The 15,653-nt window shown below is 56.3% G+C and carries 15 protein-coding genes and 1 riboswitch; of the genes, 10 read left to right on the plus strand and 5 right to left on the minus strand.

Translation table 11 applies throughout. From position 1 onward, the window contains the following. Positions 1-36 precede the first annotated feature (36 nt). Positions 37-732 (minus strand): tRNA (adenosine(37)-N6)-threonylcarbamoyltransferase complex dimerization subunit type 1 TsaB, encoded by a 696-nt coding sequence (gene tsaB, locus BFV63_RS13035; protein WP_032658967.1) that lies wholly within the window; start codon positions 730-732, stop codon positions 37-39. A gap of 66 nt (positions 733-798) precedes the next feature. Beyond that, positions 799-2,709, minus strand: a complete 1,911-nt coding sequence (locus BFV63_RS13040; protein ID WP_003859928.1) for a DNA repair helicase YoaA — start codon at positions 2,707-2,709, stop codon at positions 799-801. 133 nt (positions 2,710-2,842) lie between these two features. On the opposite strand from BFV63_RS13040, the gene BFV63_RS13045 reads away from it, so the two are divergent. After that, positions 2,843-3,187, plus strand: a complete 345-nt coding sequence (locus BFV63_RS13045; protein ID WP_003859927.1) for a RidA family protein — start codon at positions 2,843-2,845, stop codon at positions 3,185-3,187. Positions 3,188-3,192: 5 nt separating this feature from the next. Here the strand turns inward: BFV63_RS13045 and BFV63_RS13050 are convergent, their stop codons facing one another. Next, positions 3,193-3,375, minus strand: coding sequence for a YoaH family protein (locus BFV63_RS13050; protein WP_003859925.1), 183 nt, complete (start codon positions 3,373-3,375; stop codon positions 3,193-3,195). Between the two features lie 61 nt (positions 3,376-3,436). Between BFV63_RS13050 and pabB the strand changes: the two genes are divergently transcribed. The 4 genes from pabB (at position 3,437) to BFV63_RS13070 (ending at position 8,623) form a co-directional block, all read left to right on the plus strand. Beyond that, the gene (gene pabB / locus BFV63_RS13055; RefSeq protein WP_048240599.1) at positions 3,437-4,771 is read left to right on the plus strand and encodes an aminodeoxychorismate synthase component 1; all 1,335 of its coding nucleotides are present in this window, start codon (positions 3,437-3,439) and stop codon (positions 4,769-4,771) included. Beyond that, complete coding sequence (locus BFV63_RS13060) at positions 4,768-5,346, plus strand: CoA pyrophosphatase (RefSeq protein WP_003859921.1); 579 nt, start codon at positions 4,768-4,770, stop codon at positions 5,344-5,346. The genes pabB and BFV63_RS13060 overlap by 4 nt, the downstream gene beginning before the upstream one ends. 184 nt (positions 5,347-5,530) lie before the next feature. Next, positions 5,531-6,895 carry an L-serine ammonia-lyase gene (sdaA, locus tag BFV63_RS13065; RefSeq protein WP_003859920.1) on the plus strand — a complete coding sequence of 455 codons (1,365 nt, stop codon included), beginning with the start codon at positions 5,531-5,533 and terminating at the stop codon, positions 6,893-6,895. A 129-nt stretch (positions 6,896-7,024) separates the two neighbouring features. Continuing rightward, positions 7,025-8,623: a cyclic di-3',5'-guanosine monophosphate phosphodiesterase PdeD gene (locus BFV63_RS13070; protein WP_048240598.1), complete on the plus strand. Its 1,599-nt coding sequence runs from the start codon at positions 7,025-7,027 to the stop codon at positions 8,621-8,623. Positions 8,624-8,629: 6 nt separating this feature from the next. Here the strand turns inward: BFV63_RS13070 and yoaE are convergent, their stop codons facing one another. Next, a complete protein-coding gene (gene yoaE, locus BFV63_RS13075; protein ID WP_003859916.1) occupies positions 8,630-10,189 on the minus strand; it encodes a CNNM family cation transport protein YoaE in 1,560 nt (519 codons plus the stop codon). A 463-nt stretch (positions 10,190-10,652) separates the two neighbouring features. On the opposite strand from yoaE, the gene manX reads away from it, so the two are divergent. The 5 genes from manX to mntP all read left to right on the plus strand — a co-directional run bounded on the left by manX (position 10,653) and on the right by mntP (position 14,808). Beyond that, positions 10,653-11,615 (plus strand): PTS mannose transporter subunit IIAB, encoded by a 963-nt coding sequence (gene manX, locus BFV63_RS13080; protein WP_022651434.1) that lies wholly within the window; start codon positions 10,653-10,655, stop codon positions 11,613-11,615. Between the two features lie 47 nt (positions 11,616-11,662). Beyond that, positions 11,663-12,463: a PTS mannose transporter subunit IIC gene (manY, locus tag BFV63_RS13085; protein ID WP_003859914.1), complete on the plus strand. Its 801-nt coding sequence runs from the start codon at positions 11,663-11,665 to the stop codon at positions 12,461-12,463. A 12-nt stretch (positions 12,464-12,475) separates the two neighbouring features. After that, complete coding sequence (locus BFV63_RS13090; RefSeq protein WP_006810994.1) at positions 12,476-13,327, plus strand: PTS mannose transporter subunit IID; 852 nt, start codon at positions 12,476-12,478, stop codon at positions 13,325-13,327. 54 nt (positions 13,328-13,381) lie between these two features. Continuing rightward, the gene (locus BFV63_RS13095) at positions 13,382-13,840 is read left to right on the plus strand and encodes a DUF986 family protein (protein ID WP_003859912.1); all 459 of its coding nucleotides are present in this window, start codon (positions 13,382-13,384) and stop codon (positions 13,838-13,840) included. A 198-nt stretch (positions 13,841-14,038) separates the two neighbouring features. Beyond that, a riboswitch (yybP-ykoY riboswitch) is annotated at positions 14,039-14,240 on the plus strand. 1 nt (position 14,241) lies between these two features. Beyond that, positions 14,242-14,808: a manganese efflux pump MntP gene (mntP, locus tag BFV63_RS13100; protein ID WP_048241833.1), complete on the plus strand. Its 567-nt coding sequence runs from the start codon at positions 14,242-14,244 to the stop codon at positions 14,806-14,808. Here the strand turns inward: mntP and rlmA are convergent. Then, positions 14,805-15,620 carry a 23S rRNA (guanine(745)-N(1))-methyltransferase gene (gene rlmA / locus BFV63_RS13105; protein WP_045329821.1) on the minus strand — a complete coding sequence of 272 codons (816 nt, stop codon included), beginning with the start codon at positions 15,618-15,620 and terminating at the stop codon, positions 14,805-14,807. The genes mntP and rlmA overlap by 4 nt on opposite strands. Positions 15,621-15,653: the final 33 nt, after the last annotated feature.

Consider the following 15,653-nt stretch of genomic DNA (forward strand, 5'->3'; position numbering starts at 1 on the left):
ATGCGACTCCTTTTTCTCAGTTCCTGTTACTGAGATTCACTCGCGGCCAGGAAGTTTCTTCCACGCGACGGTGTTTCGTAAATAAACCGGTTCAGCGTGTTCAACCGCCACGGTTTTTCCTGCGGCAAACAGCTGACAGGCAATCGGCAGCATATCTTCGGCGGCGGGCAGGAGCATGTTACCGTCCACCAGCGTAAGGCCGGTGTCCTTCGCCATCTCCGGCCACGCCGCCCAGCCGGTTCCGACCGTCGCCCACTCACCGGAGAGCTGTTTCAGGCGCCCGGTGACGGCTTCAGGTTTAAGCACCGCTTCCGTCTCTTCGCCGTGCCAGACGCCGTTTTCGTCACGGGTGTACTCCGCCCAGTAGACTTCCCCCATGCGGGCATCAATCGCAGCCAGCACGCGGGTGGCGCCGGTCATGCGCCATGCTCCCTGGGCCATGGTCGCAAGCGTGGAGACGCCGATCATCGGCAGGTCAGCGCCCAGCGCCAGCCCCTGCGCAATGCCAATCCCGATACGTACGCCCGTAAAGCTGCCCGGACCACGGCCGTAGGCCAGCGCGTCGAGGTCAGTCAGGGCGGTGTTGCCCTCGGTTAAAATGGTTTTTACCAGGGGCAGAATACGTTGGGTGTGTTCCCGTGGGCACTCTTCGAAATGAGCAAAAATCGTACCGTCGTTCCACAGGGCAACGGAACAGGCCTCTGTCGCGGTATCAATAGCCAGAATTCGCATCAGTCGTCGCGCTCTCGCAATGGTCAGTCACAAAATGGCGCGCATCTTAACACACTCCGGGAAGAATTACTCCGCCGTCGGGTTCGCCAGAAAGCGGACCGCGCGTTTAATATCCCGCGTGCGCGGCGCGGGCGGCAGGCTGGCGAGGAAGGTCGCGCCGTAGGGACGCATCACCAGGCGGTTGTCGCAGATCACCAGCACCCCGCGATCGGTGACGTCGCGGATCAGTCGCCCTACCCCCTGTTTAAGCGTGATGACCGCGTCCGGCAGCTGGACGTCGTCGAACGGATCGCCCCCGCGCAGACGGCAGTCCTCCATGCGCGCTTTCAGAAGCGGATCGTCCGGCGATGTAAACGGCAGCTTATCGATAATCACCAGCGAGAGCGTGTCGCCGCGCACGTCCACCCCTTCCCAGAAGCTGCTGGTCGCCACCAGCAGGGCATTACCGGCGCTGACAAACTGCTGGAGCAGCTGGCCTTTACTGGTTTCTCCCTGCAACAGCACTGGTAGCGTCATGGTGGCGCGGAACTGCTCGGCCAGATCGCGCATCATGGCGTGTGAGGTGCAGAGCATAAAGCAGCGCCCGTTGTTGGCCTCGATCATCGGCTTCAGCATGGCCGCCAGATGGCGCGCCGCGCCCGGCTGGTTAGGCAGCGGCAGATTGCGCGGCACGCACAGCAGCGCCTGTCTCTCATAGTCGAACGGGCTCGGCAGAAGCAGGGATTCCGCCTGCTCAATGCCGAGGCGCTCGGTAAAGTGGTGCAGATCGTCATTGACCGACAGCGTGGCCGAGGTAAAGACCCAGGTGCCGGGCTTTTGCGCCATCACCTCTTTAAATTTATCAGCAACGGTCAGCGGCGTGAGCGCCAGGGTGAAGTGGCGCGAGGTACATTCGTACCAGTAGCTGTAGCCCGGCTGGTTGATCTCTTTCAGCCGCTTCAGCCGCCCACGGTAAAGCGTGGCGCGCTCGAAGGCGGCGTCCAGCAGCGCTGAACGTCCGAGGGACAGTTTCGCCACGTCGTAACAGAGTTCAAGGGCATCATCGAGCAGCAGCAGCGCGCGCTGGATATTTTTGTCTGCGAGCAGTTCGCGCAGGTTGCCGCGATAGCCCGGCTCGCCAAGCTGTAAGCGGAAGTCCTGTGCGCATTGCGCCAGGCGGTCCGCGCACTTCTGCAACTGCTGGGTATCTTTGAGTTCGGTGCGATAGGCAATGGTAATATCTTTCGCCAGATCCTGAAGCTGACGACTGGAAAGCGACTGCCCAAAATACTGGCTGGCGATGTCCGGTAGCTGATGGGCTTCATCGAAGATCATCACCTCCGCCTCCGGGATCAGCTCGCCGAAACCACTGTCCTTGACCACCATATCCGCAAGAAACAGGTGATGGTTCACCACCACCACGTCGGCGTCCATCGCGGTTTTACGCGCTTTCACCACAAAACAGTCTTTATACAGCGGGCAGTCGCTGCCGAGGCAGTTGTCATTGGTGCTGGTCACCAGCGGCCAGGCCGGGGAGTCTTCCGGCACGCTCGCGCAGGTGCTGATGTCCCCCTCCTCCGTCTGGTTGGCCCAGGCGCGCAGGACGATCACATCGCTCAGGGTTTGTACCGGCAGGTCGCCGCCCGCCAGCGCCTGCTGTTCAAGACGCTCCAGACACAGGTAGTTAGAACGCCCTTTCAGCAAGGCCAGACGCCCTTTGTATTTCAGCGCTTTCGCCACCGTGGGTAAATCGCGGCTGTAGAGCTGATCCTGGAGCGCTTTTGATCCCGTAGAGATGATCACCTTCTTTTTCGCCCGCAGCGCAGGAGCGAGGTAAGCATACGTTTTCCCCGTACCGGTACCGGCCTCCACGACCAGCGGCTGCGCCTTGTCGATAGCGTGCGCAACGGCATGCGCCATCTGACGTTGGGGTTCGCGCGGTTTAAAGCCGGGAATAGCCTGTGCTAACTGACCTTCTGGGGAAAAATCGTCTGCCACGGTGTTCTCTCACTGTATTTTTGCACAGGGATTATGTCAGCCCCTTCTCTCCGGTGCCACCCCAAATAGTGACGACGGCGGAACATTATGGCAGTCTTGCCGCCTGACGACGAAAGATAACGAGGATACGTTTATGACAATTACGCGCATTGATGCCGAAGCCCGCTGGTCTGATGTGGTGATCCACAACCAGACGCTGTACTACACCGGCGTCCCTGCCAATCTGGACGCCGACGCCTTCGAGCAGACCGCCAACACCCTGGCGCAGATCGACGCCGTACTGGAAAAACAGGGCAGCGACAAATCCCGCATTCTGGATGCGACGATTTTTCTGGCGAATAAAGACGATTTCGCGGCGATGAATAAAGCATGGGATGCGTGGGTGGTGGCGGGTCACGCGCCTGTACGCTGCACCGTACAGGCCACGCTGATGAAACCGGAATATAAGGTTGAGATCAAGATTATCGCGGCAGTGTAAGCCGGTTATTCTTCATCTTCATCCTCAAAGCGCGCCACGATCCGCTCGCCGGTATGGGTGGCGCGAAGTTCTTCCGCGACCTGGGAAATTGCCTGTCCGCTGCTCATCCCCTGGGACATCAGCTCCTGAATACGTTCAACGGCTTTCTGCTGTTGGTCATGGCTGAGAGAAGGTAAACCTGCAAACATCGTTAACTCCTGCTAAATTATTCGCGCTAATTATTTCACGCTGCCCGGTAGTATGCCATACATGAACATGCGCTTCCCCACTGTTATGACCTTGCCCTGGCGTGCTGACGCCGCGGAGTTCTGGTTTGCCCGTCTGAGCCACCTTCCTTTTGCCATGCTGCTGCACTCCGGCCATGCGGATCACCCCTACAGCCGCTTTGATATTCTGGTGGCCGACCCGGTTAAAACGCTGACGACCGATGCGCTGTCGCCAACGGACGATCCGCTGATGCGGCTTCAGAACGAGATCGATGCTCTGGGCTTAACTGCCACACCTGATCCGGATCTGCCTTTCCAGGGGGGCGCGCTGGGCCTGTTTGGTTACGATCTGGGTCGCCGTTTCGAAAAGCTGCCCGAGCATGCGCAGGCGGATATTTCCCTGCCGGATATGGCGGTGGGGCTGTATGACTGGGCGCTGATCGTGGATCACCGTAAGCAGACGGTTTCTCTGCTGAGCCACCGGGACGTACAGGCGCGTCTGGCCTGGCTTGAGGCGCAACGGCCCGCCGCCCCGGAACACTTTATGCTGACCTCCGGCTGGCGCTCGAACATGAGCGCGGAGGAATACGCGGAAAAATTCTCCCGTGTGCAGGCGTATCTTCACAGTGGCGACTGTTATCAGGTCAACCTTGCCCAGCGTTTCCAGGCGGAGTACAAGGGAGACGAATGGCAGGCGTTTACCCGCCTCAATGCCAGCAATAAGGCCCCGTTCAGTGCATTTTTACGCTTTGAACACGGCGCCATACTCAGCCTTTCGCCTGAGCGTTTTATCCACCTGGCTGACGGTATGATTCAGACCCGCCCAATAAAGGGCACACTGCCGCGCCTTGCCAACGCCGACGCCGACCGCCAGCAGGCGGAGACGCTGGCGGCCTCTCCCAAAGATCGTGCTGAAAACCTGATGATTGTCGATCTGATGCGCAATGATATTGGTCGCGTCGCCGAGCCGGGCAGCGTGCGCGTGCCGGAGCTGTTCGTCGTGGAGCCATTCCCGGCGGTGCATCATCTGGTCAGCACCATCACCGCACGCCTGCCGGCCTCGCGAACCGCCTGCGATCTGCTCCGCGCCGCGTTTCCGGGCGGCTCCATCACCGGCGCGCCGAAGGTCCGGGCGATGGAGATCATCGACGAACTGGAACCACATCGCCGCAACGCCTGGTGCGGCAGCATCGGCTATGTGAGTCTGTGCGGCACCATGGATACCAGCATCACTATTCGCACCCTGACGGCGTGCGACGGTAACCTGTACTGTTCCGCAGGCGGTGGCATTGTGGCCGATAGCCAGGTCGAGGCGGAATATCAGGAAACCTTTGATAAAGTGAATCGTATCCTGAAACAACTGGAGAATTTACGGTGAAGAAAGACAACCTGACGCTGGATGATTTTCTGTCGCGCTTTCAGCTTCTGCGGCCCCAGGTTAGCCGCGCCACGCTGAATCAACGTCAGGCGGCGGTGCTGATCCCGGTCGTGCGCCGTGAGCAGCCGGGTCTGTTGCTTACCCAGCGCTCACCGCATATGCGAAAACACGCCGGTCAGGTTGCGTTTCCGGGCGGCGCGGTGGACAGCACCGATGCATCCCTGATTGCCGCCGCACTGCGTGAAGCGCATGAGGAAGTGGCGATCCCCCCGGAGACAGTCGAGGTGATCGGCGTGCTGCCGCCAGTGGACAGCGTAACCGGTTTTCAGGTCACGCCGGTCGTTGGCATTATTCCGCCCGATCTTCAGTATCACGCCAGCGTCGATGAAGTTTCAGCGGTGTTCGAAATGCCGCTGGAAGAGGCCCTTCGTCTGGGCCGCTATCACCCACTGGATATTCACCGCCGCGGACACGATCATCGGGTCTGGCTGTCGTGGTATCAGCATTATTTTGTCTGGGGCATGACGGCAGGCATCATTCGTGAGCTGGCCCTGCAAATCGGCCTGAAGCCTTGACTATACTTTACATTCCACCCTTTTCTGGCATGTTTGCGATCGGCGTCGCGCTATTAGCAAAACCATCGTTAACCATTAGTTTAATTCATGTGAATAGTTAAGCCGAGGTTGGTGTTCCCTCTTACACTATGCGCAGTTATAACATCGTTACTGGAACCCCAGTAACCCTGTCAGGAGTGTGAAAGTGATTAGTATATTCGACATGTTCAAAGTGGGGATTGGTCCTTCCTCTTCCCACACTGTAGGGCCGATGAAGGCCGGTAAACAGTTCGTCGATGATCTGGTCGAAAAAGGATTACTGGAAAGCGTTACCCGTGTCGCCGTAGACGTTTACGGTTCACTGTCATTAACGGGTAAAGGCCACCACACCGATATCGCCATTATTATGGGTCTGGCAGGCAATATGCCGGACACTGTTGATATTGATGCCATTCCGGCATTTATCCGCGACGTGGAAACGCGCGGACGCTTACTGCTGGCTAACGGTCAGCACGAAGTGGACTTCCCGCAGGATGACGGGATGCGTTTTCGTAGCGACAACCTGCCGCTGCATGAAAACGGCATGACCATCCACGCCTGGAGCGGCGAAAAAGAGATCTACAGTAAAACCTACTACTCCATCGGCGGCGGCTTTATCGTTGACGAAGAACACTTTGGTAAAGAGAGCGCGGGCGACGTCAATGTGCCCTATCCGTTTAAATCGGCCACCGAGATGCTGGGCTACTGCAAAGAGACCGGTCTGTCCCTGTCCGGCATGGTGATGCAGAACGAACTGGCGCTGCACAGCAAGAAAGAGATCGAAGACTATTTTGCTAACGTGTGGCAAACCATGCGCGCCTGTATTGACCGCGGGATGAACACCGAGGGTGTTCTGCCTGGGCCTCTGCGCGTACCGCGTCGTGCCTCTGCGCTGCGCCGCATGCTGGTCACCACCGACAAGTTCTCCAATGACCCAATGAACGTGGTCGACTGGGTGAACATGTTTGCCCTCGCGGTTAACGAAGAGAACGCAGCGGGTGGTCGCGTGGTGACGGCGCCGACCAACGGCGCGTGCGGTATCGTTCCGGCGGTGCTGGCCTATTACGATCACTTTATTGAGCCCGTGACACCGGATATCTATATCCGTTATTTCCTCGCGGCAGGCGCTATCGGCGCGCTGTACAAAATGAATGCGTCCATCTCTGGTGCCGAAGTAGGCTGTCAGGGTGAAGTGGGCGTGGCCTGCTCTATGGCGGCAGCGGGTCTGGCGGAACTGTTGGGCGCCAGCCCTGAGCAGGTGTGCGTGGCGGCGGAAATCGGTATGGAGCACAACCTCGGTCTGACCTGTGACCCGGTTGCCGGTCAGGTGCAGGTGCCGTGCATTGAGCGTAACGCCATCGCCTCCGTCAAAGCGATCAACGCCTCGCGTATGGCGATGCGCCGTACCAGCGAGCCACGCGTGTCGCTGGATAAGGTTATTGAAACCATGTACGAAACCGGCAAGGACATGAACGCGAAGTACCGTGAGACCTCGCGCGGCGGTCTGGCCATTAAGGTGCAGTGCGACTAAGCCTTCCTTTCGCCCATCTGCAACAGATGGGCGAATTTTCCCCTCTCGTCTCGTCGCTTCACGTATTCCCCACTACACTGTCACTGTTGCGTCTGGCTTTTCTGGCCGGTGCTTAACAGGCGACCGTTCATGCAAACTGCACAAACGATCATTAAAGACTATCGCCGAAAACGCGTTATCGTCTGTGTCACGGTTGCGCTCGTTACGCTCGTCCTGACGCTGGGCATTCGCTTTATTTCACAGCGCAACATAAATCAGGATCGGATCCACGACTTTACCCACCACACCGTGCGTGCGCTTGATAAGGTGCTTCTCTCGTTAGAGGCCCAGCGTGAAACGCTACTTTCACTGGTTGGCATACCCTGTTCCGAAGCAAATCTAATCCTGCGAAAACAGGCGGCGATCCTCCAGACCGTACGCTCCATCGCCCTCATTCAAGACGGAATACTGTATTGCTCAAGCGTCTTTGGCAGCCGTAATGTGCCCGTCAGTGAGTTTGTGCCGGAGCTTCCAGTCAGTGAATCCAGGCTGCTGCTGTCGACTGACCGGTGGCTGGTAAAAGGCAGCCCGGTACTGATTCAGTGGTCTCCCGTTGCGGGCGACGGCAACGACGGGGTGATGGAGGTGGTGAATATCGATCTCATCACTAAAATGATTCTCGAGCCGCAGCGGCCGCAGATCACCGACGTTGTCCTGAGAGTAGGAGATAACTTCCTCCGCGACGGGCAACAGGTGACGACTACGCCGACCTTCGATGAAAACGCCTCCCTGCTGGAACAGTCGTCACAACATTACCCTTTCAGCGTCACGGTGAGCGGCCCCGGGCCTGGCGAAATGGCGTTAAAAAATCTGCCTACCCAGCTGCCGCTGGCGTTGATGCTCAGCTTACTGATGGGCTATATCGCCTGGCTCGCCACGGCGCGGCGAATCAGTTTCACCTGGGAAATCAACATGGGAATTGCGGCCCGGGAGTTTGAACTCTTCTGCCAGCCGCTGGTGAATGCCCGCACCCGGGAATGCGTCGGCGTCGAGATCCTCCTGCGCTGGAACAACCCGCGTCAGGGATGGATTTCGCCCGATGTCTTTATCCCTCTGGCCGAAGAACATAACCTGATTGTTCCGCTTACCCGCTACGTCATCAGCGAAACGGTGCGGCAGATAGGCTATTTCCCTGCCTCGCGCGATTTCCATATCGGCATTAACGTGGCCGCCAGCCATTTTCGCCGCGCTGCGCTTATCCAGGATCTCAACCGCATCTGGTTTAACGCCAGCCCTGTTCAACAGTTGATCGTGGAGTTAACCGAACGCGATGCGTTGCTGGATGTGGATTACCGCATCGTGCGGGAGCTGCACCGCAAAGGGGTGAAACTTGCGATTGATGATTTTGGTACCGGCAACAGCTCACTTTCATGGCTAGAAAAACTGCATCCGGATGTGCTGAAAATTGATAAATCCTTCACCACCGCGATCGGCACCGACGCCGTGAACTCAACGGTAACAGATATTATTATTGCGCTTGGCCAGCGGCTGAATATTGAACTGGTTGCGGAAGGGGTGGAAACCGAGGAGCAGTCACGCTACCTGCGCCGTCACAGCGTACATATTTTGCAGGGGTACTTGTATGCGCGGCCAATGCCGCTGCGCGAGTTTCCGAAATGGCTGGCGGAAAGTCACTCTCCGCCAGCCCGTCACAACGGACACATCGTGCCCTTACTGCCGTTACGCTAGATAACGTTACTCTTCTTCGTCGTGCGCAGAGTGCTCTTTAACAATACGCACCATATCAACGCGATAGTCGTTGGCTTCGACGATGGTAATTTGCAGCGGCGGCAGCTCCAGCACATCACCGATACGCGGGATCTGCCCGTTAACGGAGATCACCAGCCCCGCCACGGTGGCAATATCTTCATCATCATTGACCACGTTTTCGACGCCCAGCGTGTGCGAGAGCGCGTGCAGGTCGGTGGTGCCTTTCACCAGCCAGCCGTCACCGTCGGCAACGATTTCAGGGGTTTCATCCGCATCAGGGAATTCACCGGCAATGGCTTCCAGCACGTCCAGCGGCGTCACCAGGCCCTGTACCACACCAAATTCGTTGGTGACGATAACAAAGCTCCCGCGAGCACGGCGCAATACGCCCAGCAGGTTGATCGGATCCAGCGTTTCAGGCACCACGATAGCGGGCGACGCGGCCGCTACGGCCTCGACGTTAACGCCCTCTTCCAGCGCCACCAGCATCTCTTTCGCGCGTACCACACCGATGATCTCATCCAGCTCACCCCGGCAGACCGGGAACAGGCTGTGCGGCGAGGAGAGCAGCTGCTGACGAATTTCGTCGACGCTCAGGTTGGCGTCCACCCAGCTGATTTCGCCGCGTGGCGTCATAATACCGCGCAGGGAGCGGGAAGCCAGCGAAAGCACGCCATTGATCATGTAGCGTTCTTCTTCCACAAACGCGCCTTCCGGCACCGGAACCGGGTTGCGGTTCTCGTTATCAGCCTGCACGTTCACCTGACGACGCCCGCCCATCAGTCGCAGAATCGCATCTGCGGTACGGGCTCGCAGCGGCTGATTCGACTGCTGCTTAATAAAGTTACGGCGCGCAATCTGGTTAAACAGCTCGATCAGAATCGAGAAGCCAATCGCGGCGTACAGGTAGCCTTTCGGAATATGGAAGCCAAACCCTTCTGCCACCAGGCTCAGACCAATCATCAGCAGGAAGCTCAGACACAGCACAACGACCGTCGGATGCTGGTTGACGAAACGCGTCAGCGGTTTCGACGCCAGCAGCATTACCGCCATCGCAATCACCACCGCCGCCATCATCACCGGCAGATGGTTCACCATGCCGACCGCCGTAATCACCGCATCCAGTGAGAAGACCGCATCAAGCACCACAATCTGTAGAACAACCACCCAGAAGCTGGCATAACCCTTACCGTGGCCATCATCGTGCTGCCGGTTCTCCAGCCGTTCATGCAGCTCTGTTGTGGCTTTGAACAGCAGGAACAGTCCCCCTACCAGCATAATTAAATCGCGGCCGGAGAAGGTGAAATCCATGACGGTGAACAGGGGCTTCGTCAGGGTGACCATCCACGAGATAACAGACAGTAAGCCCAGACGCATGATCAGCGCCAGCGAGAGGCCGATCAGACGGGCTTTATCACGCTGTTTCGGCGGCAGTTTATCTGCGAGGATGGCGATAAACACCAGGTTATCAATACCGAGAACGATCTCCAGCACGACCAGCGTAAGCAAGCCTACCCAGATTGACGGGTCCATTAAGAATTCCATGACACGCTCCTGCTAAAGGAATGACAAAACGGTGCCCCGCTAATGTCGGGCATTTCAAAGGGAATGAGAGTCGATGCGTGGCGAAGATCGCCGGTGATTAAGGCGCGGAATGGCCTGGAAGATGACTGACGTCGGTGACGGTCCATATAGTGGGCTGTAGCCCTATACTCCTGAATAATTAAACGGACGCTAAACATATCAGAGACAATTGGTTTTTAGCAAAGATTTACGTTCCTTTGCAAACTTCTGTAACACACGCGGATTATCTTAGAGAAAAATCTGTAAGGCGTAGCTAAATTACGGATCTTCATCACATAAATTATTTTTTCACTATCTAAAATAATTCGCGGAAGTCTTAGTTTTTTTGAACTCTAACCCTTATCTGAATCGATTCGGTTCGCCAATACGATTCTCAGTACGCCTGCCTGGCAGACGTATAAATGATAATAAAAGGAGGTAGCAAGTGACCATTGCTATTGTCATAGGCACACATGGTTGGGCTGCGGAGCAGTTACTCAAAACGGCAGAAATGCTGTTGGGCGAGCAGGAAAACGTCGGCTGGATCGATTTCGTTCCCGGTGAAAATGCCGAGACGCTGATTGAAAAATACACTGCTCAGCTTGAGAAGCTGGATACCAGCAAAGGCGTGCTGTTTCTCGTGGATACATGGGGCGGCAGCCCGTTCAACGCTGCCAGCCGCATTGTCGTCGATAAAGAGCATTATGAAGTCGTCGCCGGGGTGAATATCCCGATGTTGGTGGAAACCTTCATGGCGCGTGACGACAACCCAGGCTTTGACGAGCTGGTGGCGCTGGCGGTGGAAACCGGTCGCGAAGGCGTGAAGGCGCTGAAAGCGCAGCCGGTTGAAAAACCTGCCCCTGCCCCTGCTGCACCAAAAGCCGCTGCACCGGCGAAGCCAATGGGTCCGAACGATTACATGGTTATCGGCCTTGCGCGTATTGATGACCGTCTGATCCACGGCCAGGTGGCGACGCGCTGGACCAAAGAGACCAACGTACAACGCATCATCGTGGTCAGTGACGAAGTGGCCGCCGACACTGTCCGTAAAACCCTTCTTACCCAGGTTGCACCGCCGGGCGTCACCGCGCACGTCGTGGATGTCGCCAAAATGATCCGCGTTTACAACAACCCGAAATACGCGGGCGAACGCGTGATGCTTCTGTTCACCAACCCGACAGACGTTGAACGCATTGTTGAAGGCGGCGTGAAAATCACCTCCGTTAACATTGGCGGTATGGCTTTCCGTCAGGGCAAAACGCAGGTCAACAACGCGATTTCAGTGGATGCGAAAGATATCGAGGCCTTCAACAAGCTGAATGCACGCGGTATCGAGCTGGAAGCCCGTAAGGTTTCCACGGATCAGAAACTGAAAATGATGGATTTGATCGGCAAAGTGGGGAAATAAGCCCGGGCCGGTTTTTCATATAGAGCTTATGTAATAGGAGAAGTGCAATGGAGATTACTACTCTTCAGATTGTGCTGGTGTTCATCGTCGCGTGTATTGCGGGTATGGAGTCCGTACTTGATGAATTTCAGTTCCACCGCCCTCTGGTGGCCTGTACGTTGATTGGCGCCGTTCTCGGTGACATGAAAACCGGTATCATCATCGGTGGTACCCTGGAAATGATCGCCCTCGGCTGGATGAACATCGGTGCGGCAGTTGCGCCAGATGCCGCGCTGGCGTCCATTATTTCGACCGTTCTGGTTATCGCCGGTCATCAGAGTATTGGTGCCGGTATCGCGCTGGCCATCCCGCTGGCCGCAGCGGGTCAGGTGCTGACCATTATTGTCCGTACTATTACCGTGGCCTTCCAGCACGCGGCGGATAAGGCGGCCGAAAACGGCAACCTCACCGCGCTCTCCTGGATCCACGTTTCTTCCCTGTTCCTGCAAGCGATGCGTATCGCGATCCCTGCAGTTATCGTGGCGATTTCTGTCGGTACCAGCGAAGTTCAGGGCATGCTGAATGCGATCCCTGAAGTGGTCACCAGCGGTCTGAATATCGCCGGGGGTATGATCGTGGTGGTCGGTTATGCGATGGTCATCAACATGATGCGCGCGGGCTACCTGATGCCATTCTTCTACCTCGGCTTCGTTACCGCTGCGTTCACCAACTTCAACCTGGTTGCGCTGGGTGTGATTGGTGCGGTGATGGCGATTCTTTATATCCAGCTCAGCCCGAAATACAACCGTGTCGCGGGTGCCCCTGCGCAGGCTGCTGGTAACAACGATCTCGATAACGAACTGGACTAACAGGTGAGCGAAATGGTTGATATGACAAAAACTACCACTGAGAAAAAACTCACTCCGGGTGATATTCGTGGCGTGTTCATCCGTTCTAACCTGTTTCAGGGTTCATGGAACTTCGAACGTATGCAGGCGCTCGGCTTCTGCTTCTCCATGGTGCCGGCCATCAAACGCCTGTATCCGGAAAACAACGAAGCACGCCGTCAGGCAATTAAGCGTCATCTGGAATTCTTCAACACCCATCCTTATGTTGCGGCGCCGGTTCTGGGCGTGACGCTGGCGATGGAAGAGCAGCGTGCGAACGGGGCTGAAATCGACGATGGTGCCATCAACGGTATCAAAGTTGGTCTGATGGGGCCGCTGGCAGGCGTGGGCGACCCGATTTTCTGGGGTACCGTGCGTCCGGTCTTTGCGGCGCTGGGCGCCGGGATCGCCATGAGCGGCAGCCTGCTCGGTCCTCTGCTGTTCTTCATCCTGTTCAACGCGGTGCGTCTGCTGACCCGTTACTACGGCGTGGCGTACGGCTATCGTAAAGGTGTGGATATCGTTAAGGATATGGGCGGCGGCTTCCTGCAAAAACTGACTGAGGGGGCGTCAATTCTCGGCCTGTTTGTAATGGGGGCGCTGGTTAACAAGTGGACGCACGTAAACATCCCGCTGGTGGTATCAACGATCACCGGTCAGGATGGTCAGACGCGCGTTACCACCGTGCAGACCATTCTGGACCAGCTGATGCCGGGCCTGGTACCGCTGCTGTTAACCTTCGCCTGTATGTGGCTGCTGCGTAAGAAAGTGAACCCGCTTTGGATCATCGTTGGCTTCTTCGTCATCGGTATCGCGGGCTACGCTGTCGGCCTGCTGGGTCTGTAATAAAATGCTTTACTGACCGGGGGCTTGCCCCCGGTCTTTTTATCTGGAGGATGAATGACTGTCACGGACACCGTACTGGTTTTATTTATTGTTGCCCTTCTGGCTTACGCGATCTATGACGAGTTTATTATGCCTCGCCGCCACGGCGAGACGCTGCTGACCCTTCCCCTCTTACGCCGTGGACGTATTGATGCGTTTATCTTCGCCGGTCTGGTAGTCATCCTCATTTACAATAATGTGACCAGCCACGGCGCAATATTAACCACATGGTTATTATGTGCGCTGGCATTAATGGCGATTTACCTGTTCTGGATCCGCTCGCCAAAACTCATTTTTAAAAAACACGGATTCTTCTTCGCCAATGTCTGGATAGAATATAACCGTATTAAAGAGATGAATTTATCCGAAGACGGGGTTCTGGTGATGCAATTAGAACAACGCCGCCTGCTCATCCGGGTCAGAAATATTGATGACCTGGAAAAGATATACAAATTACTTGTTAAAACTCAATGATTTATAATTATAGCATCGGCTATATATTGCATTATTCTTGAACCAGCAATATAGCCGGTGCTATATCTCCTCTGTTAATTGACTTATATTTATTAACGATATTTTCACGCATAAATCTAAATGAAAATCGTTATCAACATAGTGGCTATATAAAGCCATCTTCGTTGTTGTTTTATATTCTCAAAATATGTTAAGGTTGCGCCCGTCGTTGGGGAGTAGCCGATTTCCTGCCTGCGGGAAATGTACGTGTCAACATACTCGTTGAAAAACGTGGCGCGTACGGATCGTTTTTAAGCACAATTACTGTGCCAGAAGCGATCAGGCGAGACCATAGATACATCAACTGCTGTTTACTGGGGGCAGTGATGTGTCATATGGATATCCCCGGTCTGGACGCTCTTATGAATATCTCCGCTACGATCCTTCTGGCTTTTGGCATGTCCATGGACGCATTTGCCGCCTCTATCGGCAAAGGTGCCACTCTCCATAAACCTAAATTTTCCGAAGCCCTGCGTACCGGTCTCATCTTTGGCGCTATCGAAACGCTGACGCCGCTTATCGGCTGGGGACTGGGGATGCTCGCCAACCAGTTTGTGCTGGAGTGGAATCACTGGATTGCTTTCGTGCTGCTGGTGTTCCTCGGCGGACGTATGGTGATTGAAGGTTTTCGTGGCAACGGCGATGAAGATGATGCGCCGCTGCAACGCCACGGCTTCTGGCTTCTGGTGACAACCGCCATCGCAACCAGCCTGGATGCAATGGCCGTGGGTGTCGGTCTGGCGTTTTTGCAGGTCAATATTATCGCCACCGCGCTGGCGATTGGCTGCGCCACGCTGATCATGTCAACGCTGGGGATGATGGTGGGTCGGTTCATTGGCCCGCTGTTAGGCAAACGCGCCGAAATTCTGGGCGGTATCGTGTTGATCGGGATTGGTGCCCAAATCCTTTGGGCACACTTCGCGGGTTAACCTTCGCGCTGCCAGCAATGGATGCTGAAATCCGTCTGGCAGCGAAATTCTGTCTGCGCTGCCAGCGTTTCCCACACCTCTGGTTTTGCCCGCCACGCAAACGGCGTCATTTGCAGTAACGCCACCGCTTCACTTCCCTGCAACATCATTTCATACGCTACCGACTGCGCCTGCTTTAACGCAAAGCCTGCCAGCTGTTCAGAGTGAGGCGCATGCAGGTGAACTTCATCATAGATCAGCCCTTTTAGCTCCAGCAGATGACGCGGCCCTGGCGTGACGGTGATAACCCAGCCACCGGGCTTAACGACGCGCGCCAGCTCCTCAGCCTTGCACGGCGCATAGATACGCACCACGGCGTCCATACTCGCTTCCTCAAACGGCAGGCGGTGGCTGGAGGCCACGCAGAACGTTACCGCTGAGTAGCGTTTGGCTGCCGCACGGATAGCCACTTTAGATACGTCCAGCCCGTACGTTTCGGCGCCCTTCTCAGCCGCCACGTCAGCAAACGTGGCGGTGTAGTAACCTTCGCCGCAGCCGATATCCAGCATGGCGGATGCGCCTTCTGTCAGATATTCACGGAGTAAGGCGACAACGGCATCCCTGAGCGGTTGATAATGCCCGGCATCGAGAAACGCCCGGCGCGCCTGCATCATCTCCGCGCTGTCACCCGGGTCCCGGGAGCGCTTGTGCTGTACCGGCAGAAGATTTACATAGCCCTCTTTCGCCCGGTCAAACTGATGTCCCTGTGGACAGATAAACGTTTTCTCCGCGCGCGTCAGCGGCGCGTGGCAAAGGGGACAACTGAAAGACATGACAGCTCCAGGGCGTAAACCAAAAGGCGAAGT

It is taken from the genome of Enterobacter hormaechei subsp. xiangfangensis, assembly GCF_001729785.1.
Classification (GTDB): domain Bacteria; phylum Pseudomonadota; class Gammaproteobacteria; order Enterobacterales; family Enterobacteriaceae; genus Enterobacter; species Enterobacter hormaechei_C.